This window comes from Streptomyces sp. NPDC005820, from assembly GCF_040630255.1.
GTDB lineage: Bacteria > Actinomycetota > Actinomycetes > Streptomycetales > Streptomycetaceae > Streptomyces.
On record NZ_JBEXXE010000072.1, the window covers coordinates 1 to 19,968 of the forward strand.

Sequence of the window (19,968 nt, forward strand, 5' to 3'; positions counted from 1 at the left end):
CAGGCCGAGGACCGGCTCCACGAGGTCGGCATCACGGTCAACCGCAACGCCGTACCGAACGACCCGCGCCCGCCGATGGTCACCTCCGGCCTGCGTATCGGCACCCCCGCCCTCGCCACCCGCGGCTTCACCGCCGAGGACTTCGCCGAGGTCGCCGACGTCATCGCCGAAGCCCTCAAACCGTCCTACGACGCAGCTGCCCTGAAGGCCCGGGTCGAGGCCCTCGCCGACAAGCACCCGCTTTACCCCGTTCTGAACAAGTAGTTCCCTGGTGGGGGTACCCGACGGCGTGTGCCCCCACCCTCTCGGTAAGGAAAGCCCGTGGCCATCTCGGTCTTCGACCTCTTCTCGATCGGCATCGGCCCGTCCAGCTCCCACACGGTCGGCCCGATGCGTGCGGCCCGTATGTTCGCGCGGCGCCTGCGCGGCGACGCGCTGCTGGACTCCGTCGCCTCCGTCCGCTGCGAGCTGTACGGCTCCCTCGGCGCCACCGGCCACGGCCACGGCACCCCCAAGGCGGTCCTGCTCGGCCTGGAGGGCGCCTCCCCTCGCACGGTGGACGTGGAGACCGCGGACGAGCGGGTGGAGCAGATCAAGGAGTCGGGCCGGCTGCGGCTGCTCGGCGAGCGCGAGATCCCGTTCTCCTTCGACGACGACCTGGTCCTGCACCGCCGCAAGGCACTCCCGTACCACGCGAACGGCATGACGATCCGGTCGTACGACGCCTCGGGCGCGGAGCTGCTGACGAAGACGTACTACTCGGTGGGCGGCGGTTTCGTCGTCGACGAGGAGGCGGTGGGCGCGGACCGCATCAAGCTGGACGACACGATCCTGAAGTACCCGTTCCGCACGGGCGACGAGCTGCTGCGTCTGACGCGGGAGACCGGCCTGTCGATCTCGTCCCTGATGCTGGAGAACGAGCGGGCCTGGCGCACCGAGGAGGAGATCCGCGAGGGCCTCCTCGACATCTGGCGGGTCATGCAGGCCTGTGTCTCGCGGGGCATGTCCCGTGAGGGCATCCTCCCCGGCGGTCTGAAGGTCCGCCGCCGGGCCGCCGTGACCGCCCGTCAGCTGCGCGCGGACGGCGACGCGTTGGCGCACTCCATGGAGTGGATCACCCTGTACGCGATGGCGGTGAACGAGGAGAACGCGGCGGGCGGCCGGGTGGTGACGGCCCCCACGAACGGTGCGGCGGGCATCATCCCCGCCGTCCTGCACTACTACGTCAACTTCGTCCCCGGCGCGGACGAGGACGGCGTGGTCCGCTTCCTGCTCGCGGCGGGCGCGATCGGCATGCTCTTCAAGGAGAACGCCTCCATCTCCGGCGCCGAGGTCGGCTGCCAGGGCGAGGTCGGCTCCGCCTGCTCGATGGCGGCCGGCGCCCTCGCGGAGGTCCTCGGGGGCTCCCCCGAGCAGGTGGAGAACGCCGCCGAGATCGGCATGGAGCACAATCTCGGCCTCACCTGCGACCCCGTGGGCGGCCTGGTCCAGATCCCCTGCATCGAACGCAACGGCATGGCCTCGGTCAAGGCGGTCACCGCCGCCCGCATGGCCATGCGCGGCGACGGCTCCCACAAGGTGTCCCTCGACAAGGTCATCAAGACCATGAAGGAGACCGGCGCCGACATGAGCGTGAAGTACAAGGAGACGGCCCGGGGCGGGCTGGCGGTGAACATCATCGAGTGCTAGGGAAATGGGCCCTGCCCAGCGCGTTCACGTCTTTCAGCGCTGTCGGGGCCTTCCCTGCTCTGGCAGATTCACCATCCTGTCGGTCCATGACGCTTCGCCCGCTTCTGGATGCGTCCCTTCAGCTTGTGATCGAAATACGCGAAGCGGTCCCGGTCGTTGTCCACCACGTCAAGGACGAGCCTCGCAAGCAGCGCCCGACCGCTCGCGTATTCCTGGTAGAGCGTCCAGAGACCTTCCCGGGCAGCGATCTGACAGTCGATCTCGATCTCGGGTGCGCCGGCCTCGACCTCGGTCCAGTGGGACTCCCCGCCCACACAGGCGCCGAGGTCGTCCAGGAGCCTGACCCGTACGTCCTCCCAGAGGGGCTCGTTCAAAGCCGCCACGATCATCGAGGAGACAGGCACCGCCACCTCGAAGAGGAGCGACTGGATGTGGACGTGGCCCTCCAGGGATGCCTCCGCCAACCCCTGCGGCGTCGTCGCGTCGACCAAGGCCGCGAAGGTCTCGGGTATATGCGCGCCCGTCATGCCGCAGCCACACCGCAGGGATGCCCAGTCGACCCGCTCGGCCTGGATCAGCGACGGCCGGATGCCCACGTGCGCACTCCCCTTAAACCAGGATCTTCTCGCGTCCCAGCCTGCACCAACTCCGTGGCAGCGAAACCCTGGCGACCCGTCCGGAGGTTCAGTCGGTCAGATCGTCGGGCAGTTTGATCCGGCCCGAGTCCCGGTAGGCGTGCAGCCGTTCCTCATCCGTCTCGATCGCCCTCAGGACGTAGTAGGCGTTGGCGACGATGCCGGGGGAGGCACCCGCCCAGACATCCCTGTACAGCAGCCACAACCCCTGGCGGGCGATCTCTGCTGTTCGCCGCGGCCGGGGAGTTCAAGTCCGAGGACGCCGAGGACAGCGTGTTGTTCTGGGCGGAGACCGGTGCCCGTCTCCTGGCCGCCGACGACGACGGGTGGCTGGCCGTGCTGTCCGTCGGCAGGGACGGGGCACGGTTCGTCGACGCGCGGGACCTGACCGACGCGGTGGCCGGGCTGCGGCCGGTCGAGAACCTGTTCTTCGACATGATCGAGCGGCTCACCGAGGAGGAGGAGAGCTGGGACGGGGACTCCGGCCGGGCCTTCCGTACGGGCACCCCTCGCGACCCGGCCTTCACCGATCCCTCCGCGCTGGAACGGCCCGGCCCCCGGTAGCGCTGTTCGGACGGTCGAAACCGGAGTGGGGGATCATGAAGCGATTCTGCCGGGTGGCACTGACAACGTCCCTGTCCGCCCCGGGGGCCGCGACCTACGATGGTCGGACCGCGAGGAAACGGGGGCAGGATGTCCGGCTCGGTCAGTGCCGTGAGCAGCAGTGGTACGTACTCCTTCACCAAGCCCAACCGCGACGGCATCACGCTGGTCGAGGGGCTGGGCGTGGAGGGCGACGTGCATGCCGGAGTGACGGTGAAGCACCGGTCGCGGATGGCGAAGGATCCGACGCGGCCCAATCTCCGGCAGGTGCACCTCATCCACGAGGAGCTGTTCACGGACGTGCGGGAGGCCGGGTTCGAGGTGGCCGCCGGGCAGCTCGGGGAGAACGTGACCACTCGGGGGCTGGATCTGCTGGGGCTGCCGGTCGGGGCGCGGCTGCGGCTGGGGGCGGACGCCGTGGTCGAGGTGACCGGGCTGCGGAACCCCTGTGCGCAGATCGACGCCTTCCGCAAGGGCCTGCTGAAGCAGGTCGTGGGCCGGCACGCGGACGGCCGCCCGGCCTTCCGCGCCGGAATCATGGGCGTCGTCCTGAACGGGGGCGTGGTCCGCCCCGGCGACCCGATCACGCTCGAACTACCGGAGGGCCCGCACCGGGCACTGGAGATCGTCTAGCGCCGGAGAAGGGTGTCGCGGCACCGTCGGGGAAGGCATCGCCGAGCCGTCCACGAACGCCCCGCCGTCGGGAAGCCCTCGGCCAGCCGTCCGCGAACGAGCCGCCCAACCGTCGGGAAGGCCTCGGCCAGCCCCTCCATGACCCGGCGCCCGGCCATCGGGGAAAGCGTCGGCCGGCCGTTCGCGAACGGGCGTCCAGCCGTCCGTGAAACGGGGCGTCCAGCCCTCCGTGAACGCGTCCTCCAGTTCCCCGCGGAGGACCTCCGCCGCCCCCTCCGCGTCCCCGGTCGCCACCGCACGGACGAGTTCCGCGTGGGCCTCGTCGCCGGTGTTCGGGTCGGCGGTGCGCAGGCCGGTCAGGGCCAGCAGGTCGACCAGGCCCTCGCGCAGGACCGGCCGGAACTCTTCGAAGAGGTCGGCGAGGACGGGGGTGTGGGCGGCGGCGACCACCGCCGCGTGGAAGGCGATGCGGCCGGACTTCTCCCGGGTCGTCCAGGAGGCGACGGACGACCGCGGCCGGGAGCCGACCGCGAAGGAGCTGTACGAGCTGTTCACGGCGACCTATGCGGTGGCGGACCCGCAGCCCGCCCCCGGACCGGGCGTGGAGGTCCTGCACCGCACCGAGGACACGACGGCCGCCTATGCGGGGGAGCCGGAGCCCCGGCTGCTGCTGCTCGACGAACCGGCGACCGGGCTGGACCTGCCGGGTCGTGAGGGGCTGCTGGAGGCGCTGGACGGGCTGCGCCGCGCCCACCCCCGGCCGGCGACCGTCCTGGTCACCCACCATCTGGAGGAACTGCCGGCGGGCATCAGCCACGCCCAAGTGCTTCGACCCGCCGCTCGCCCCGGACCGGCACGGCGACGGCCGCTGGAGCGTACGGATCGACCGCCGGGCATGAGGAAGGGGGCGCCCGGTCGGGGCGCCCCCTTCCTCCGTGGCTCACTTGCTCAGGTACGCCCAGAACTCGTCGAACGACAGGACCTTGTCGCCGTTGAGGTCGCGGGTCTTGATGATGGCCTCGGCCACCGACTCGGTGACGTTCCAGTCGCCCTCCTGGGCCAGGGCGCTCTTGAACTCGGCGGCGGTGATGAACCCGTCGCCGTCCGTGTCGATGCGCTGGAACTGTGTGCGTGCTTCTTCGATGTCGGCCACCGATCCGCCCCTCTTCGCCATACCTTGCGGTGTCTTGCTGTCGTACTGACGCAGGTCAGATTAGCTGCCCGTGCGGGCCTCCAGCGCCGCGACCACCCAGGCGAACTCCTCCCGGTGGGCGGCCTCGGGCGCCTGGCCCTTCACCGTCACCAGCAACTCCCGGTAACGGGCCACCTGGTGATTCGACGGGGCGGTGAGGCGTGCGAGGACCTCGGCCGGATCCGCGTCACCGAGCACGCCCCGCAGCACCTCAGCCGCCTCCGGGGAGCCGGGGGCGACGCCCCGCGCGCGGGCCTGCGCCGCCGCCAGCACCAGCCGCCGGGCGAACCACAGGGACGCCCCGGCGGGCACCTCGGGCCCCCGGTCCGCCGCGTTGAACTCGGCGACCCGGCGCATCTGCGCCCGGAACTCCGGGTCCTGGAGCAGCTCGGCCAGCTCCACCCAGGCGTCCACCTGCTCGGGTGTCGGCTCCTCCGGCAGGTCCACGGCCGTGGCCCGCATCCGCTCGCGGATCACCGGGTCCGCGGTGTCCAGCCCGTGGAACATCTCGTCCACGAACTCCTCCAGGATCCTTCTGCGCTCGGCCGCCGAAAGCCGTGCCAGCTTGTTCATCAGGGTCATCTCCTCCGCACTCGAACCGCGCCGGGCCACCGACGACAGCACCGCCCGGGTCACCTTCAGCGACCGGATCTGCGCGTCCAGCGCGGACACGTGTGCCGCCGCCACCTCCGCGACCGTCCGCTCCCCCGCCAGCACCCGGCGGACGTCGGCGAGGCCGAGGCCCAGCTCGCGCAGGGTGCGGATCAGTTCCAGCCGGGCGGCGGACCCGGCGTCGTAGAGCCGGTAGCCGCCGGCGGAGCGGGTGGCGGGGGTCAGGACGCCCTCGTCGGACCAGTAGCGGATGGTGCGCACGGTCAGCCCGGTGGCGCGGGCCAGCTCGCCGATGGTGAACAGGCCGGTGCCGTCGTCGATCATGTCTGCGAGTCTGGGCCTTCCAGTGGGTGGAGACTCAAGGAGCGGTGCGGTGGAGACGTTGCGGGACATTCTCGACGGGGCCGCGCACGGCGTCTTCCCCCCGGAGGACGGCCGGACGACGGTCGTGCCGCAGATGTCCCCGCGCGACGCGGGCGTCCTCGCCTTCACCGCGCACTCGGTGGTGTTCACGGACGAGGACCCCGCGTGGGTGTACGACACCCTGCGCGCCGTGGACTGCGACGCGCTGTCCGCCTCGATGAACCCGCGCTTCCTCGCGTCGCTGATGGAGCGCACGGGCCGTACGGCCGAGACGATCGACGCGATGCTGGTGGGCTCCCCGCTGCCGGGCGGGCCCCCGCCGGCGCTGTCCCTGACGGAGATCGAGGACCGGGGCCATCCCCGGATCCGTTACGCCCTCCGGCGGCGCCATGATGTGCGGGCCTGGTCGGCGGACGGCGGGGTGCTGGTGACGGGGCGCGGGATCGGCGGGCGGCTGGAGGTGTCGGTCGAGGTGGACGGGGCGCTACGGCACCGGGGCCTCGGCCGGCTGCTGGTGACCGCCGCCCGCCATCTCGCCGACGAGCCGGTGTGGGCCCAGGTCGCCCCGGGGAACGCCCGCAGCGTACGGGCGTTCCAGGCGGCGGGGTATGTGCCGGTGGGCGCGGAGCTGCTGCTGACCGCCCGCCGGTGACTACCGGAAGATGCCGGTGTGGCCGAGGGAGTAGCGGCCGGGCTGGGGGTAGACGGCGAGGCCGTGCGGGCCGCTGCCGACCGGGATGCGGGCGAGCTGCCTGCCGGTGCGGGTGTCGATGGCGTACACCTCGGCGTCGTAGCGTCCGGAGAGCCACAGGACCTTGCCGTCCGCCGAGACGCCGCCCATGTCGGGGCTGCCGCCGTGGGGCAGCCGCCACTTCCTGGTGACCTCGCCCTTGGCGAAGTCGAACACGGAGATGGTGCCCTCGCCCCGGTTGGAGACGTACATCTCGCGGGAGTCGCGGCTGACGTACAGGCCGTGGGTGCCCTTGCCGGTGGGCAGGAAGGCGGGCTCGGCGAAGGTGTCGCCGTCGAGGATCCACAGGCCGTCGGCCGTCATGTCCGCGATGTAGAACCGCTTGCCGTCGGGCGAGATCTTGACGTCCTGCGGCATGGCGCCCTTGAAGGGCAGCTTCTGCTGGGCGATCACCTTCATCTTCTCGGTGTCGACCTTCAGCAGCTCCCCGCTGAACTCGCAGGACACGATGAAGTAGCGCCCGTCGAGGGAGAAGTCGGCGTGGTTGACGCCGTAGCAGGTGACCGGTTCGGTCCTGATCCGCTTCATGGTGTGCGGGTCGCGGAAGACGAGTTCGCGGTCGAGGGAGGCCATGACGACGGCGTACTTGCCGTTGGGTGTGAAGTACAGGTTGTACGGGTCGTGCACCTCGACCGGCTTGCCCGCCTTCCCCGTCCGCGGATCGATGGGGGTGAGGGTGTGGCCCCGGTTGTTGTTGACCCAGAGCGTCTTCATGTCCCAGGAGGGCACCACGTGCTGCGGCTGCCGCCCCACGTGCAGGGTCCTGATCACCTCGTACGTCTTCGGGTCGATGACGGAGACCGTGTCGGACTCGGTGTTGGGGACGTAGACGCGGGACGGGAAGTCCTTGACCACCGGGGAGAGCTTGTTCGGGCGGTCGGCGGCATAGACGTCCTTCGGGTCGAGGACGGGCGGCATCCCGGGCAGTCCGTCCACGGCCGGCTTCTTCCGCGGCGGGGCGGGGACGGCGGCCTTGGTGGCGGCGGACCGGTCGGGCCGGTCCTCGGCCCCACCGCCGCAGGCGGCGAGGGCGGCGAGGGCGGCGGCGGTGCACAGGGCGCGGGTGAGGAGTGTGGGTCGCATCAGCTGAGCAGCTCCGTGGTGGTGACCGCGCGCAGTCCGCGGCGGGCGAGTTCGTCCAGTACGGCGGGGAGCGCGGCGAGGGTGTCCGCGTACCCGAAGTGCAGGCTCACGACGGATCCGTCGCGGACCTCGCGCAGGACGTTGGCCGTGACGGCGGGGGCGCCGGGTGAGGTGAAGTCGAGGGAGTCGACGTCGTAGGACAGGACATGGGGGTAGCCGGCGGCGCGGGCCAGCCGCTGGACGAGCGGGGAGGCGCGGGAGGTGCGGGAGGGCCGGAACCAGGTCCCGACGGAGCCGGTGAGCCGCTGGAGCCGCCGTGCGCACTCCTCGATCTCGCCGCGCGCCTCGGCCTCGGACATGGCGTTGATGTCGAGGTGGCGGTGGGTGTGGTTGCCGAGGTCGTGGCCGCCGTCGAGGATCCGGCGGGCGAGGGCCGGGTGTGCGTCGAGCCAGGTCCCGACGGCGAGGACGGTGACCCGTGCCCCGTGCCGCTCGGCCTCCCCCAGGAGGGCCTCGGCGAAGGCCGGTTCGCCCTGCCCGTGGAAGGTGAGGGCGACCCGGGGCCGGTCCCGGGGGCCGTGGCTGATCTGGGCCGGCTGTCCGGGGAAGGCGCGGGGGGCCGGGGCGGGGCGGGCGGCGGCGGGGGAGGCGGAGGAAGTGGAGGAAGTGGAGGAGGCCGGTCCGGGCGACGAGGGCGAGGGGGAGCCTGGGGACGTGCCGGAGGAGGGGCCGGAGGAGGGGCCAAAGGCGGAGCCGGACGTGGAGCACGCACCGGCGAACGCGCCCCCGGCGACCAGCCCGGCACCCACCCGCAGCGCGGCACGGCGGTCGGTCGAAGTCACCGCACCATTTAAGGGGCAAAAAGTAAGAAACCAGGCTCATTCCCCCGCGTGGCGGCCGGAGACGACGTCGGCCCGCACACACCCCGGCGCCCCGCCCGGCCCGGCATGCCACCCTGGATCCCACGTCGGCGAACGGTGGTCCCCTTGAACTCCTCCGCTCCCCGGGCCCCGCAGGGATCCGGGCGCTCGTTCCGGCTCCTGAGCACACAGCGCGCGGCACCCGCCGCCCTCGGCTTCCTCAGCGCCTCTCTGGCGCTGTACTTCGGCCGCTTCTTCAGCGAGGACCCGATGAGCGTGGTCGAGCTGGGCCAGGTGGTCGGCTGGTCCTTCGCCGGTGTCACCGTCCTGGCGCTGACGGGACGCAACCGCGGGGTGAACCTGACCGAGGACGCCCTGGTCGTGGTGCACGGCGGGCGCCGCGCCTTCCCCTGGGCCGGCATCGAGCGCCTGGAGGTCCGCCGCGCCTTCGGGGTGCGCCAGGTCGTCGCCCATCTCACGGACGGCCGCCGCACGACCCTGCCCGCGCCGACGTCGTTCCTCGACCCCCGCTTCGACGACAAGGTCCGGGAGCTGACGGCGTACTGGGAGGAGCGGCGGTTCAGCCCGCCACCCGCAGCAGCACCACCGCCCGCGCCGGCACCGTGACCGCCTCCCCCGCCCGGTGGACGACGCCCGGGGGCCCGGTCTGCTCCTCGTGGGAGGTGTCGACGACCACCTCGTAGCGCTCCGCCCACGGCGGCCCCGGCAGGACGAAGCTCACCGGGCGGTCGCCGGCGTGCAGCACCGCGAGGAAGCTGTCGTCGGTGATCGGGGCGCCCCGTTCGTCACGGCCGGGGATGTCCCGGCCGGAGAGGTACATGCCGAGGGTCGCGGCGGGGGCGTACCAGTCGCCCTCGGTCATCTCGGTGCCCCGCGCGGTGAACCAGGCCAGGTCGCGCAGCCCGTCCGCCGAGTGGGCGCGGCCGGAGAAGAACGCGCGGCGGCGCAGCACGGGATGCCGGTGCCGCAGCGCGATCAGCCGGGAGGTCAGGTCGAGGAGCGTGCGCCACCCGGGGTCCTGGAGCAGGCTCCAGTCGAGCCAGCCGGTTTCGTTGTCCTGGCAGTACGCGTTGTTGTTGCCGCCCTGGGTGCGGCCCAGTTCGTCGCCCGCGACCAGCATCGGCACACCGGTCGACAGCAGCAGGGTGGTGAGCAGGTTGCGCAGCTGCCTGCGCCGCAGCGCCCGGACCCGCTCGTCGTCCGTCTCCCCCTCCACCCCGCAGTTCCAGGCCCGGTTGTCGTCCGTGCCGTCCCGGTTGCCCTCGCCGTTGGCCTCGTTGTGCTTGCGCTCGTAGGACACGAGGTCGCGCAGGGTGAAGCCGTCGTGGGCGGTGACGAAGTTGACCGAGGCGTACGGGCGGCGTCCGCCCCAGGCGTACAGGTCGCTGGAGCCGGACAGGCGGTAGCCCATCTCGCGGACGTCGGGCAGCGCGTGCCGCCAGAAGTCCCGCACGGCGTTGCGGTAGCGGTCGTTCCACTCGGTCCACAGGGGAGGGAAGGCGCCCACCTGGTAGCCGCCCGAGCCCACGTCCCAGGGTTCCGCGATCAGCTTGACCCGGCGCAGCACCGGGTCCTGGGCGATGACCGCGAGGAACGGGGAGAGCATGTCGACGTCGTGCATGGAGCGGGCGAGGGCGGCGGCGAGGTCGAAGCGGAAGCCGTCCACGCCCATCTCGGTGACCCAGTAGCGCAGGGAGTCCGTGATCAGCCGGAGCACATGCGGCTGCACCACGTGCAGGGTGTTGCCGCAGCCGGTGTAGTCGGCGTAGCGGCGGGCGTCGGACTGGAGGCGGTAGTAGCCGCGGTTGTCGATGCCCTTCAGGGAGAGGGTGGGGCCGAGTTCGCCGGCCTCGGCGGTGTGGTTGTAGACGACGTCGAGGATGACCTCGATGCCGGCGGCGTGCAGGGCGCGCACCATCCGCTTGAACTCGCCGACCTGCTGTCCCGTCGTACCGGAGGAGGCGTAGCCGGCGTGCGGGGCGAAGTAGCCGATGGAGTTGTAGCCCCAGTGGTTGCGCAGGCCGCGGCGCAGCAGGTGGTCCTCGTGGGCGAACTGGTGGACGGGCAGCAGCTCCACCGCCGTCACGCCCAGCTTCACCAGGTGCTCGATCGCCGCCGGGTGGGCCAGTCCGGCGTAGGTGCCGCGCAGTTCCTCGGGGATGCCGGGGTGAAGCTTGGTGAAGCCCTTGACGTGGAGTTCGTAGATGACCGAGTCGGCCCACGGGGTCTTGGGGCGGCGGTCGTCGGCCCAGTCGTCGTCATCGTGGACGACGACGCCCTTCGGGACGTACGGCGCCGAGTCGCGTTCGTCGCGCACGGTGTCCGCGACCTGCTGCTGGGGCCAGTCCCTGACATGCCCGTAGACCTCCGGGGGGAGGGTGAACTCCCCGTCGACCGCGCGGGCGTAGGGGTCGAGGAGCAGTTTCGCCGGGTTCCAGCGGCCGCCGGTCCACGGGTCCCAGCGACCGTGCACCCGGAAGCCGTAGCGCTGGCCGGGCATCACGCCCGGGACGAAGCCGTGCCAGATCTCGTGCGTGAGCTCGGTCAGCGCGGCGCGGGTCTCCCGGCCGGCCTCGTCGAACAGGCAGAGCTCGACGGCCTCCGCCCCGCCCGCCCACAGCGCGAAGTTGGTGCCCGCCACCCCGTCCGGGCCGACCCGGAAGCGGGCGCCGAGCGGGGTGGGCGCACCCGGGCGCACGGGCACGCCGGGCACCTTCTGGGACACCCCGTTCAGTCGGGTGTCCGGCGTGGCGCGTTGCTCCGCCACCGCCTCCTGCTCGGCTGCGCTGGACACCGTTCAGCCTCCCGCGGCTCGTGGGTACGACGTACGGGCGGGCGTACGGCGTCCCGGCCGCCGCCACCCCGCGCTGTCGTCCTCCCCCTGTTCTGCCCAGAGCGCGCCTCGCACTCACGTTTCCCCGGGGCGCACCCGGTCGTTGGACACGCTGTGAGGCACGTACATGGGCGCGCACGGCGCGCGGGCGTCGCAGTGGCCGCCGTAGTGACCTGGGCCGGACTTCTGGCCGGGGCGGCGGGCTGCTCGGGCGACGGCGGAAGCGGGCTGGACCGGATGCTGGGCAGACCGGCGGCCCCCGAGGACGTCATCCGGGTGACCCCCGACGACCATGCGAAGGGGGTGCGCCCTGAGACGGGCCTGCTGGTCCGGGTGCCGGACGGGCGGCTGGAGTCGGTGAAGGTGGTGCGGTCGCAGGACGCCCAGGAGACGAGGGTGCCGGGCCGGATCTCGGCGGACGGGCGCAGCTGGCGGCCGGACGGCGGCCGGCTGGCGCTGGCCGCCCGCTACACGGTCGACGTGGTGGCGCTGGACGGCGACGGCGACCGCTCGGCCCGTCACACCACGTTCACCACCTACGTCCCCGAGGAGCGCTTCATCGGGTACGTCACCCCGGAGAACCGCTCCACCGTCGGCACCGGGATGATCGTCTCCCTGGACTTCAGCCGGGAGGTCGAGAACCGGGCCGCCGTGCAGCGGGCGATCGAGGTGACCGCCGAGCCGGCCGTGGAGATCCGGCCGCACTGGTTCGGCGGCGGCCGGCTGGACTTCCGCCCCGAGGAGTACTGGAAGCCCGGCACCAAGGTCACGGTCGCGTTGAGGCTGCGGGACGTGGAGGGCGCGCCCGGGGTCTACGGGCTGCAGTACAAGACGTTCTCGTTCACCGTCGGCCGCAGCCAGGTCTCCCTCGTCGACGCCGAGAAGCACACGATGAAGGTGTGGCGCGAGGACGACCTGGTCGCCACCGTGCCCATCACGGCCGGGGCGCCGAGGACGACGACGTACAACGGGAAGATGGTCGTCACCGAGATGCTCGAACTGACCCGGATGAACGGGGCGACGGTCGGCTTCAAGAAGAAGGACGGCAAGGGCGAGTACGACATCCCGGACGTGCCGCACGCCATGCGGCTGACCGAGTCCGGCACCTTCCTGCACGGCAACTACTGGGCGGAGCCGGACGTCTTCGGCAACGCCAACGTCAGCCATGGCTGCGTCGGCCTCATGGACGTCAGGGGCGGCGGCTCGGACACCCCCGCGGGCTGGTTCTTCGACCGCTCGCTGATCGGGGACGTCGTCGAGGTCGTCCACAGCAAGGACAAGGAGGTCGCGCCGGACAACGGGCTGGGCGGCTGGAATCTGAGCTGGGAGGAGTGGACGGCGGAAAGCGCCGAATAGCCCGTTTCCGAAAACCTCTCCCCGCCGTGCAACCCTCCCCGCGTGACCATGGTCCTAGTTGCGACAGAACGGTGACATTCACCTGACACGCAGCTCAAAACCATGCGGTTAATATGCGCAAATGATCGCGCGGGATGCGCGGGGGTGGGGGCCTGACCAGGCCCGGGAGGGGAGAACGACTTGAACGTGCGACCGATATCGGGGGCGTCGATCGCGGGGCGCTCACGCGGCCGCAACAAGCGGTTGGCGCTGATCGTCGGCGGGATGCTGCTCGCCGTCACGGCGTGCGGCGGGGGCGGCTCGGACCCGGGATCCGACGCCAAGGACAAGGACGGCAAGGGCAGCACGGCGGCGGCCGGGAGCAAGCAGTCGGAGGCGGTCGTCACGATCGCCCCGAAGACCGGCACCGAGGACGTCGACACCAGCGGTGTCCTGAAGGTCAGCGCCAGCGAGGGCAAGCTGACCGAGGTCACGGTCAAGGACGACGACGGTACGGCGATCAAGGGCACGATCTCGGCCGACGGCACCGGCTGGACGCCCGCGACCCACCTCGCCGCCTCGACCAAGTACCAGGTGCACGCGGTCGCGAAGGACTCGCAGGGCCGTACGGCCGCCGAGGACTCCTCCTTCACCACGCTCAGCCCGCAGAACACCTTCATCGGCAACTTCACGCCCGAGGACGGCTCGACCGTCGGCGTCGGCATGCCGTTCTCGGTCCGGTTCACGCGCGGCATCACCAAGCCGGCCGACGTCGAGAAGGCCATCGAGATCAAGACCGAGCCGGCCGTGGACGTCGAGGGCCACTGGTTCGGCAACGACCGCCTGGACTTCCGCCCCGAGCAGTACTGGAAGGCCGGCACCAAGGTCACCGTCAAGCTGAACCTGGACGGGGTCGAGGGCCGCAAGGGCGTCTACGGCAAGCAGTCCAAGACCGTCTCCTTCACCATCGGCCGCAGCCAGGTGTCCATCGTGGACGCCAAGAAGCACACGATGAAGGTCATGCGGGACGGCAAGCTGTACAAGACCATCCCGGTGACCACGGGCAAGCCCGGCTACGCCACCTGGAACGGCCAGATGGTCATCAGTGAGAAGTTCACGGTGACCCGGATGAACGGCGACACCGTCGGCTACGACGGCGAGTACGACATCAAGGACGTCCCGCACGCCATGCGGCTGACCAACTCGGGCACCTTCGTGCACGGCAACTACTGGGGCGGCGACGCCTTCGGCAACTACAACGCCAGCCACGGCTGCATCGGTCTGCGCGATGTGCGCGGCGGCTACGACGGCTCGGTGCCGGCCGCGTGGTTCTTCAACCAGTCGATGGTCGGCGACGTGGTGACGGTGAAGAACTCCACCGACCCGACGGTCGACCCGGCCAACGGCCTCAACGGCTGGAACCTCTCCTGGGCCGAGTGGACCAAGTAGGACCCCTTCATGACGGGCCCGGTGCTGTGACCAACGGCACCGGGCCCGCCGTCGTTAATGGTGGTTAACCTGCTGCCATGACCGTTCATCTCGAAGTCGCCGAAGGCGTCGGCACCATCCGCCTCGACCGCCCGCCCATGAACGCCCTGGACGTCGCCACGCAGGACCGGCTCAAGGAGCTGGCCGAGGAGGCGACCCGCCGGGACGACGTCCGCGCCGTCGTGGTGTACGGCGGGGAGAAGGTGTTCGCGGCGGGCGCGGACATCAAGGAGATGCAGGACATGGACCACACCGCGATGGTCCTGCGCTCGCGCGCCCTGCAGGACTCCTTCACGGCGGTGGCCCGGATCCCCAAGCCGGTCGTGGCGGCCGTGACGGGCTACGCGCTGGGCGGCGGCTGCGAGCTCGCCCTCTGCGCCGACTTCCGGATCGCGGCCGACAACGCCAAGCTGGGCCAGCCGGAGATCCTGCTCGGGCTGATCCCCGGCGCGGGCGGCACCCAGCGGCTCGCCCGGCTGGTCGGCCCCTCCAAGGCGAAGGACCTCATCTTCACCGGCCGGATGGTGAAGGCGGACGAGGCGCTGACCCTGGGCCTGGTGGACCGGGTGGTCCCGGCCGCCGAGGTGTACACGGAGGCGCACGCGTGGGCCGCGAAGCTGGCCCAGGGCCCGGCGCTCGCGCTGCGGGCGGCGAAGGAGTCGATCGACACCGGCCTGGAGACGGACATCGACACCGGTCTCGCGGTCGAACGCAACTGGTTCGCGGGCCTGTTCGCCACCGCCGACCGCGAGATCGGCATGCGGAGCTTCGTCGAGGAGGGGCCGGGCAAGGCCAAGTTTCTGTGAGGCGGGCCCTGTGAGGCAGGTCTCCCTGAACAGGGCCGTAATCGCTTGCAATTGACGGGATGTCTCATCCGGGATGTTCCGTCCGGGTCCCTCGATGGGGCGGTTCATGGGACCCTTGGGTCGACCCTGAGCCCGCCTTGTCGAGGGAGTCCGGCGATTGCCCGCACAGGATCCGTCACCGCAGGTCAACGGCGCAGTGCCGGACTCCGAACCGCCTCCGGCACATGCCAGTGGCACCACCTCGAACGGGGTCGCCCCAGGGGCGTATTCCGCCGGAACGGCCCCGGAGGACGCCCCGGACGGCCATGATGGGGGCATGGCGGGGCTGGAGGGTATCGAACAGCCGCGAGGGCACGGGCGTGTGGCCGCGACACGCTGGTCGCCTGCGGTCGAGGACGAACGGGCGCTCAAGGCGCTGGAGTTGTTCGGCAACCCCACGGAGGGCGAGGTTCCGCTCCCCTCCCGCCCCGAGTCCGCCGCCACCGCCCGCCGCCTCACCCAGGTCGTCGTGCTGCGCCAGTGGGGACTGTCCCCCAAGATGACCGAGGACGCGGTCCTCCTCGTCTCCGAACTCGTCGGCAACGCCGTACGCCACACCGGTGCCCGTGTCTTCGGCCTCCGCCTGCGCCGGCGCCGCGGCTGGATCCGCGTCGAGGTCCGCGACCCCTCCCGCGGTCTGCCCTGCCTCATGCCGGTCCAGGAACTGGACGTCAGCGGCCGCGGCCTCTTCCTCGTCGACAAACTCTCCGACCGCTGGGGCGTGGACCTGCTGCCGCGCGGCAAGACGACGTGGTTCGAGATGCGCGTGGCGGACCGCTGACGACACCCCGCCCGCTTCCCGCGATACGGACGACTCCACCTCGCTGATCGGCAAGTGGCACTGCCCCTCTACGACGGCGGCTCGGTCGCCAAGTGGTCGGCGCCCGACCCGACCCGGCGTACCCGCTGGGCGGCACCAGCCTCGCGGGCTATCTGCTGCGGGGCGAGTAGCTGCCGGAGCGGGATCTGTCCTGGCGGGTACGCGCCAACCGGGCCCTGCGCCGGTGTCGGTGGAAGCACTACCAGGACGCCCAGGGCACGCTGCTGCCGTACGCGGGCTGAGGCCTCCCGGGATTCACCCGGAAGGGGGAACAAACCGTCGAATGCGCAGGTCGTAGGACCAGCGACCGAGGGCGGACCGGTCAAAACCCGTTGGGCGATGTCAGTGGCGATCCGTAGGCTCGCTCCTGATGTCGACGACACGTGCAACCACCAAGGACCGGTCCGCGGTGCGGACGTTGCTGCGTTTGTGGCCGTATGTGCGGCCGGTGCGGGTGCGGCTGTTCGGCGCCGCCGCCGTGGCCGTCGTCGCCTCCTGTGTGGGGCTGGTGATCCCGCTCGTCCTCAAATGGATGGTGGACGGGCCGGTCGCCGACCGGGACCCGGCGGGCGTCTGGCTCGGGGCCCTGTACCTGCTGCTGCTCGGACTTCTGGAGGCCGGGCTGTTCGGGCTCCGGCGCTGGCTGGTGGCGCGCCCGCTCTCGCATGTCGAGGCGGAGATGCGGGCCGGGCTGTACCGGCATCTGCAGCGGCTGCCGGTGGCCTTCCACGACCGGTGGGCCTCGGGGCAGCTGCTGTCCCGGGCCACCACCGATCTGATGCTGCTGCGGATGTTCCTCGCCTTCCCGCTGACCTTCCTGCTGGTCAACGCGGTGACCATCCTGGCCGGTGTGATCATCATGCTGCTCCAGGACTGGTCCCTGGGACTGGTGATCCTGGGGCCCGCGCTCCCCGTCATGGTGATGTGCGTGATCTTCGAGAACCGGTACGCGGTCGTGGCGCGGCTCGCCCAGGACCAGGTCGGCGATCTGACGACGGTCGTCGAGGAGAGCGTGCTCGGCATCCGGATCATCAAGGGGTTCGGCCGGCACCGCAGCCAGGCGCGGGCCTTCCGCGCGCTGTCGTCGACCCTGCGGGGGACGGAGCTGCGCAAGGCCCGGCTGCTGGCGACGATCTGGGCCGTCATCGTGACCCTGCCGGAGCTGGCGATCGGGGCGGCGCTGGTCCTGGGCACCATGCAGGTGGCGGACGGGGAGCTGTCCGCCGGCACCCTGGTCGCCTTCCTGTCGACGGCCCTCGCACTGCGCTGGCCCGTCGACTCCATCGGCTTCCTGCTCGCGATGAGCCAGGAGGCGGCCACGGCGACCGAACGGTACTTCGAGGTGATGGACGAGCAACCGGAGACGGAAACAGCCCCGGAGAGCCCCGCGGGCGCCGCGGGCGCGGCCGGCCGGGGAGCGGGCGCCGCGCGCGTCGCGGGCGCGGGCACGGGCACGGGCAACCGGAGAGCGGGCACCGCCGAAGCCGGCGACCCGGTCGCGGATGCCGCGGGCGTCGCGGGCGCTGCGGACACCCCGGGCGCAGGCGCCGTAGGCGAGGGGCTGCGCTTCGACGGGGTCGTCTTTCGTTACCCCGACGCGGACCCCGCCTCGCCCCCGACCCTGGACCGCGTCGATCTGCACATCCGGCCCGGGGAGTCCATGGCCCTCGTCGGCGCCACCGGCAGCGGCAAGACCACCCTCACCGCGCTCGTCCCCCGCCTGCACGAGGTGACCGCCGGGCGGATCACGCTCGACGGCGAGGACGTCACCGCGATGACCCGTGAGGAGCTGCGCGCCAAGGTCGCCGTCGCCTTCGAGGAACCGACGCTGTTCTCGGCGACCGTCGCGGAGAACGTGCTGATGGGGGCGGACGACGAGGCCGGCGCGGCCGAGCTGGAGCGGGCGCTCGGCGTCGCCCAGGCCGAGTTCGCGCACGCCCTCCCCCAGGGCGCCGCGACCCAGGTGGGCGAGCAGGGACTCAGCCTCTCCGGTGGACAGCGGCAGCGGCTGGCCCTGGCCAGAGCCGTGGTCGGCCGACCGCGTTTCCTCGTGCTCGACGACCCGCTGTCCGCGCTGGACGTCCACACCGAGGCCGCCGTGGAGGCCGCGCTGCGCCATGTCCTCACCGACACCACCGCGCTCATCGTGGCCCACCGCCCGTCCACCGTGCTCCTCGCCGACCGGGTCGCCCTGCTCTCCGGGGGCCGGATCACCGCGGTCGGCACCCACCAGGAACTGCTGCGCGCCAACCCCGAGTACGCCCACCTCATGTCAGGAAACGGCCGCCAGGAGGACGACCGATGAGTGCCCCCACCACCTCCTCCCCCACCACCGACGACCAGCCGGAGGACCTGCCGCCGCGGACCGGTCCGGACGACCCCTTCGACAAGGACGTCCTGCCCACCCCGCCCGGCGCCACCGGCATCCTGCTGCGCTCCCTGCTCGCCCCCATGCGGGCGCGGGTCGCGCTGACCACGCTCCTGCTGCTGCTCCAGCAGGCGGCCGTGCAGGCGGGCCCGCTGCTGGTGGCGTACGCCATCGACCGCGCGGTGCCCGCGTTCCGGGCCGGCGACCACGGGCCGCTGATCGCGGTGGCCGTCGGCTATCTGGGGTGCGCGCTGGTGTCCGGCGCCCTGCAGTACGCGTTCCTGATCGCGGCCGCCCGGGTCAACCAGGACGTGCTGCTCGATCTGCGCGGCCGTATCTTCCGGCACGCGCAGGCCCTCAGCGTCGACTTCCACGAGCGCTACACCTCGGGCCGGCTCATCTCCCGCTCCACCACGGACGTGGAGTCCCTGCGCGAGCTCCTCAGCGAGGGCCTGCAGGAGCTGGTGACCGTGGTGCTGTCCTTCCTGTACATCTCGGCGATGCTGCTCTGGCTGGACCTCGGGCTCGGCGCGGTGGCGGTGGCGTCCTTCGTGCCGCTGTACCAGCTGGTGCGGGTGTACCGGCGGCGCGCGGGGCGGGTGTTCACCACCCGGTCCACCGCGATCGCGGCCGTGATCGTGAAGTTCGTGGAGACGATGAACGGCATCCGGCCGGTGCGCGCCTTCCGCCGCGAGGCCGTCAACGACGCCGATTTCCGGGTCCTCAACCGGCGCCACGAGCTCACGAACGGCGACGCCCTGCTGGAGATGGCCCGGTACGTCATCGGCTCCCGGGTCGTCGCCAACACGGCCGTCGCGCTGATCGTCCTGTGGGGCTCCTACCGGGTGGCGGGCGGCACGCTGGCGCTGGGTGTGCTGGCGGCGGCGGTGCTGTATCTGCGGCGGCTGTACGACCCGATCGACCGGCTCGGCATGTTCCTCAACTCGTACCAGTCGGCGGCGGCCTCGCTGGAGAAGATCGCGGGGCTGCTCGCGCAGACGCCGTCGGTGCCCGAGCCCTCGGTGCCGAAGGAGTTGCCCGCGCCGCGGGACGACCTGCCCGGCCGCGAGGTCGTGTTCGACGGGGTGTCCTTCGGCTACCGCACCGGGGGCGAGGTTCTGCCCCGGTTCGACCTCGTCCTGCCCGCCGGGCAGACCGTCGCCGTCGTCGGCTCCACCGGCGCGGGCAAGTCCACCCTGGCCAAGCTGCTGGCCCGCTTCTACGACCCGTCCGGCGGGCGGGTGCTGCTCGACGGGGTCGATCTGCGCGAGCTCGCCGTGCCGGAGCTGCGGCGCGGGGTGGTCATGGTGACGCAGGAGGCGTTCCTGTTCTCCGGCACGGTCGCCGAGAACATCGCCATCGGGCGCCCGGACGCGACCCGGGAGGAGATCGAGCGGGCGGCCAAGGCGATCGGCGCGCATGAGTTCATCAGCGCGCTGCCCGACGGCTACGACACCGACGTCCGCAAGCGGGGCGGCCGTATCTCCGCGGGTCAGCGGCAACTCGTGGCGTTCGCACGGGCGTTGCTCGCGGATCCTGCGGTGCTGATCCTGGACGAGGCGACCAGCTCGCTGGACATCCCCGGGGAGCGGGCCGTGCAGGCGGCGATGGCGACGGTGCTGAAGGGCCGTACGGCGGTGGTGATCGCGCACCGGCTGTCGACGGTGGAGATCGCCGACCGGGTGCTGGTGATGGAGCACGGCCGGATCGTGGAGGACGGCGCGCCCGCCGATCTCATCGCGGGCACGGGCCGCTTCGCGGACCTGCACCGGGCCTGGCGGGACAGCCTGGCCTGATTGTCCGTATAGCGAACATGAACTCCCGGACAACGGACCGT

At 71.7% G+C, this 19,968-nt stretch carries 18 protein-coding genes and 4 pseudogenes; 14 read left to right on the top strand and 8 right to left on the bottom strand.

From position 1 onward, the window contains the following. Positions 1–264 (top strand): annotated as a pseudogene (locus ABZ464_RS48295) (serine hydroxymethyltransferase); the annotation flags it as partial. A 57-nt stretch (positions 265–321) separates the two neighbouring features. Continuing rightward, complete coding sequence (locus tag ABZ464_RS48300; protein WP_359288636.1) at positions 322–1,689, top strand: L-serine ammonia-lyase; 1,368 nt, start codon at positions 322–324, stop codon at positions 1,687–1,689. 68 nt (positions 1,690–1,757) lie between these two features. Here ABZ464_RS48300 and ABZ464_RS48305 read toward each other — a convergent pair whose 3' ends face one another. Next, entirely contained in the window at positions 1,758–2,285 is a 528-nt protein-coding gene (locus tag ABZ464_RS48305) for a hypothetical protein (RefSeq protein WP_359288638.1), read from the bottom strand. 88 nt (positions 2,286–2,373) lie between these two features. After that, positions 2,374–2,529: a hypothetical protein gene (locus tag ABZ464_RS48310; protein WP_359288640.1), complete on the bottom strand. Its 156-nt coding sequence runs from the start codon at positions 2,527–2,529 to the stop codon at positions 2,374–2,376. A 71-nt stretch (positions 2,530–2,600) separates the two neighbouring features. Between ABZ464_RS48310 and ABZ464_RS48315 the strand changes: the two genes are divergently transcribed. Beyond that, on the top strand, positions 2,601–2,888 hold the full coding sequence (locus ABZ464_RS48315) for a hypothetical protein (RefSeq protein WP_359288642.1): 288 nt from the start codon (positions 2,601–2,603) through the stop codon (positions 2,886–2,888). Positions 2,889–3,017: 129 nt separating this feature from the next. Further along, the gene (locus tag ABZ464_RS48320; protein ID WP_359288644.1) at positions 3,018–3,560 is read left to right on the top strand and encodes an MOSC domain-containing protein; all 543 of its coding nucleotides are present in this window, start codon (positions 3,018–3,020) and stop codon (positions 3,558–3,560) included. Between the two features lie 237 nt (positions 3,561–3,797). Here ABZ464_RS48320 and ABZ464_RS48325 read toward each other — a convergent pair. Next, a pseudogene (locus ABZ464_RS48325) lies at positions 3,798–4,028 on the bottom strand (FCD domain-containing protein); the annotation flags it as partial. A 184-nt stretch (positions 4,029–4,212) separates the two neighbouring features. On the opposite strand from ABZ464_RS48325, the pseudogene ABZ464_RS48330 reads away from it, so the two are divergent. Continuing rightward, positions 4,213–4,392: pseudogene (locus ABZ464_RS48330) on the top strand (ABC transporter ATP-binding protein); the annotation flags it as partial. Positions 4,393–4,500: 108 nt separating this feature from the next. Here the strand turns inward: ABZ464_RS48330 and ABZ464_RS48335 are convergent. Together ABZ464_RS48335 and ABZ464_RS48340 are read right to left on the bottom strand one after the other, a co-directional pair. After that, a complete protein-coding gene (locus ABZ464_RS48335) occupies positions 4,501–4,713 on the bottom strand; it encodes an EF-hand domain-containing protein (RefSeq protein ID WP_359288646.1) in 213 nt (70 codons plus the stop codon). Between the two features lie 60 nt (positions 4,714–4,773). After that, a complete protein-coding gene (locus tag ABZ464_RS48340; protein ID WP_359288648.1) occupies positions 4,774–5,688 on the bottom strand; it encodes a MerR family transcriptional regulator in 915 nt (304 codons plus the stop codon). A gap of 49 nt (positions 5,689–5,737) precedes the next feature. On the opposite strand from ABZ464_RS48340, the gene ABZ464_RS48345 reads away from it, so the two are divergent. Beyond that, the gene (locus ABZ464_RS48345; protein WP_359288650.1) at positions 5,738–6,379 is read left to right on the top strand and encodes a GNAT family N-acetyltransferase; all 642 of its coding nucleotides are present in this window, start codon (positions 5,738–5,740) and stop codon (positions 6,377–6,379) included. Here the strand turns inward: ABZ464_RS48345 and ABZ464_RS48350 are convergent, their stop codons facing one another. Both ABZ464_RS48350 and ABZ464_RS48355 read right to left on the bottom strand, forming a co-directional pair. Beyond that, entirely contained in the window at positions 6,380–7,561 is a 1,182-nt protein-coding gene (locus ABZ464_RS48350) for a hypothetical protein (protein WP_359288652.1), read from the bottom strand. Continuing rightward, positions 7,561–8,403, bottom strand: a complete 843-nt coding sequence (locus ABZ464_RS48355) for a polysaccharide deacetylase family protein (RefSeq protein ID WP_359288654.1) — start codon at positions 8,401–8,403, stop codon at positions 7,561–7,563. Before ABZ464_RS48355 ends, ABZ464_RS48350 begins: the two co-directional genes overlap by 1 nt. Positions 8,404–8,547: 144 nt before the next feature. On the opposite strand from ABZ464_RS48355, the gene ABZ464_RS48360 reads away from it, so the two are divergent. Continuing rightward, positions 8,548–9,048, top strand: coding sequence for a hypothetical protein (locus tag ABZ464_RS48360; RefSeq protein ID WP_359288655.1), 501 nt, complete (start codon positions 8,548–8,550; stop codon positions 9,046–9,048). Here the strand turns inward: ABZ464_RS48360 and glgX are convergent. Further along, positions 9,002–11,236 carry a glycogen debranching protein GlgX gene (gene glgX / locus ABZ464_RS48365; protein WP_359288656.1) on the bottom strand — a complete coding sequence of 745 codons (2,235 nt, stop codon included), beginning with the start codon at positions 11,234–11,236 and terminating at the stop codon, positions 9,002–9,004. The genes ABZ464_RS48360 and glgX overlap by 47 nt on opposite strands. Positions 11,237–11,389: 153 nt before the next feature. Between glgX and ABZ464_RS48370 the strand changes: the two genes are divergently transcribed. The 7 genes and pseudogenes from ABZ464_RS48370 (at position 11,390) to ABZ464_RS48400 (ending at position 19,927) form a co-directional block, all read left to right on the top strand. Next, complete coding sequence (locus ABZ464_RS48370) at positions 11,390–12,631, top strand: Ig-like domain-containing protein (RefSeq protein ID WP_359288658.1); 1,242 nt, start codon at positions 11,390–11,392, stop codon at positions 12,629–12,631. A 180-nt stretch (positions 12,632–12,811) separates the two neighbouring features. Further along, complete coding sequence (locus tag ABZ464_RS48375; RefSeq protein ID WP_359288660.1) at positions 12,812–14,059, top strand: Ig-like domain-containing protein; 1,248 nt, start codon at positions 12,812–12,814, stop codon at positions 14,057–14,059. A 77-nt stretch (positions 14,060–14,136) separates the two neighbouring features. Further along, a complete protein-coding gene (locus ABZ464_RS48380; protein WP_359288662.1) occupies positions 14,137–14,904 on the top strand; it encodes an enoyl-CoA hydratase-related protein in 768 nt (255 codons plus the stop codon). 316 nt (positions 14,905–15,220) lie between these two features. Continuing rightward, positions 15,221–15,724: an ATP-binding protein gene (locus ABZ464_RS48385; RefSeq protein ID WP_359288665.1), complete on the top strand. Its 504-nt coding sequence runs from the start codon at positions 15,221–15,223 to the stop codon at positions 15,722–15,724. Positions 15,725–15,816: 92 nt separating this feature from the next. After that, a pseudogene (locus ABZ464_RS48390) lies at positions 15,817–15,972 on the top strand (twin-arginine translocation pathway signal protein); the annotation flags it as partial. 161 nt (positions 15,973–16,133) lie between these two features. Further along, the gene (locus ABZ464_RS48395; RefSeq protein ID WP_359288667.1) at positions 16,134–18,068 is read left to right on the top strand and encodes an ABC transporter ATP-binding protein; all 1,935 of its coding nucleotides are present in this window, start codon (positions 16,134–16,136) and stop codon (positions 18,066–18,068) included. Then, complete coding sequence (locus tag ABZ464_RS48400; protein WP_359288669.1) at positions 18,065–19,927, top strand: ABC transporter ATP-binding protein; 1,863 nt, start codon at positions 18,065–18,067, stop codon at positions 19,925–19,927. The genes ABZ464_RS48395 and ABZ464_RS48400 overlap by 4 nt, the downstream gene beginning before the upstream one ends. The last annotated feature ends 41 nt before the right edge of the window (positions 19,928–19,968 follow it).

Coding starts and splice junctions, on each gene's coding strand:
- ABZ464_RS48380 (WP_359288662.1), top strand. CDS start 14,137: ATGACCGTTCATCTCGAAGTCGCCGAAGGCGTCGGCACCATCCGCCTC.
- ABZ464_RS48400 (WP_359288669.1), top strand. CDS start 18,065: ATGAGTGCCCCCACCACCTCCTCCCCCACCACCGACGACCAGCCGGAG.
- ABZ464_RS48320 (WP_359288644.1), top strand. CDS start 3,018: ATGTCCGGCTCGGTCAGTGCCGTGAGCAGCAGTGGTACGTACTCCTTC.
- ABZ464_RS48350 (WP_359288652.1), bottom strand. CDS start 7,561: ATGCGACCCACACTCCTCACCCGCGCCCTGTGCACCGCCGCCGCCCTC.
- ABZ464_RS48395 (WP_359288667.1), top strand. CDS start 16,134: ATGTCGACGACACGTGCAACCACCAAGGACCGGTCCGCGGTGCGGACG.
- ABZ464_RS48340 (WP_359288648.1), bottom strand. CDS start 5,688: ATGATCGACGACGGCACCGGCCTGTTCACCATCGGCGAGCTGGCCCGC.
- ABZ464_RS48385 (WP_359288665.1), top strand. CDS start 15,221: ATGGCGGGGCTGGAGGGTATCGAACAGCCGCGAGGGCACGGGCGTGTG.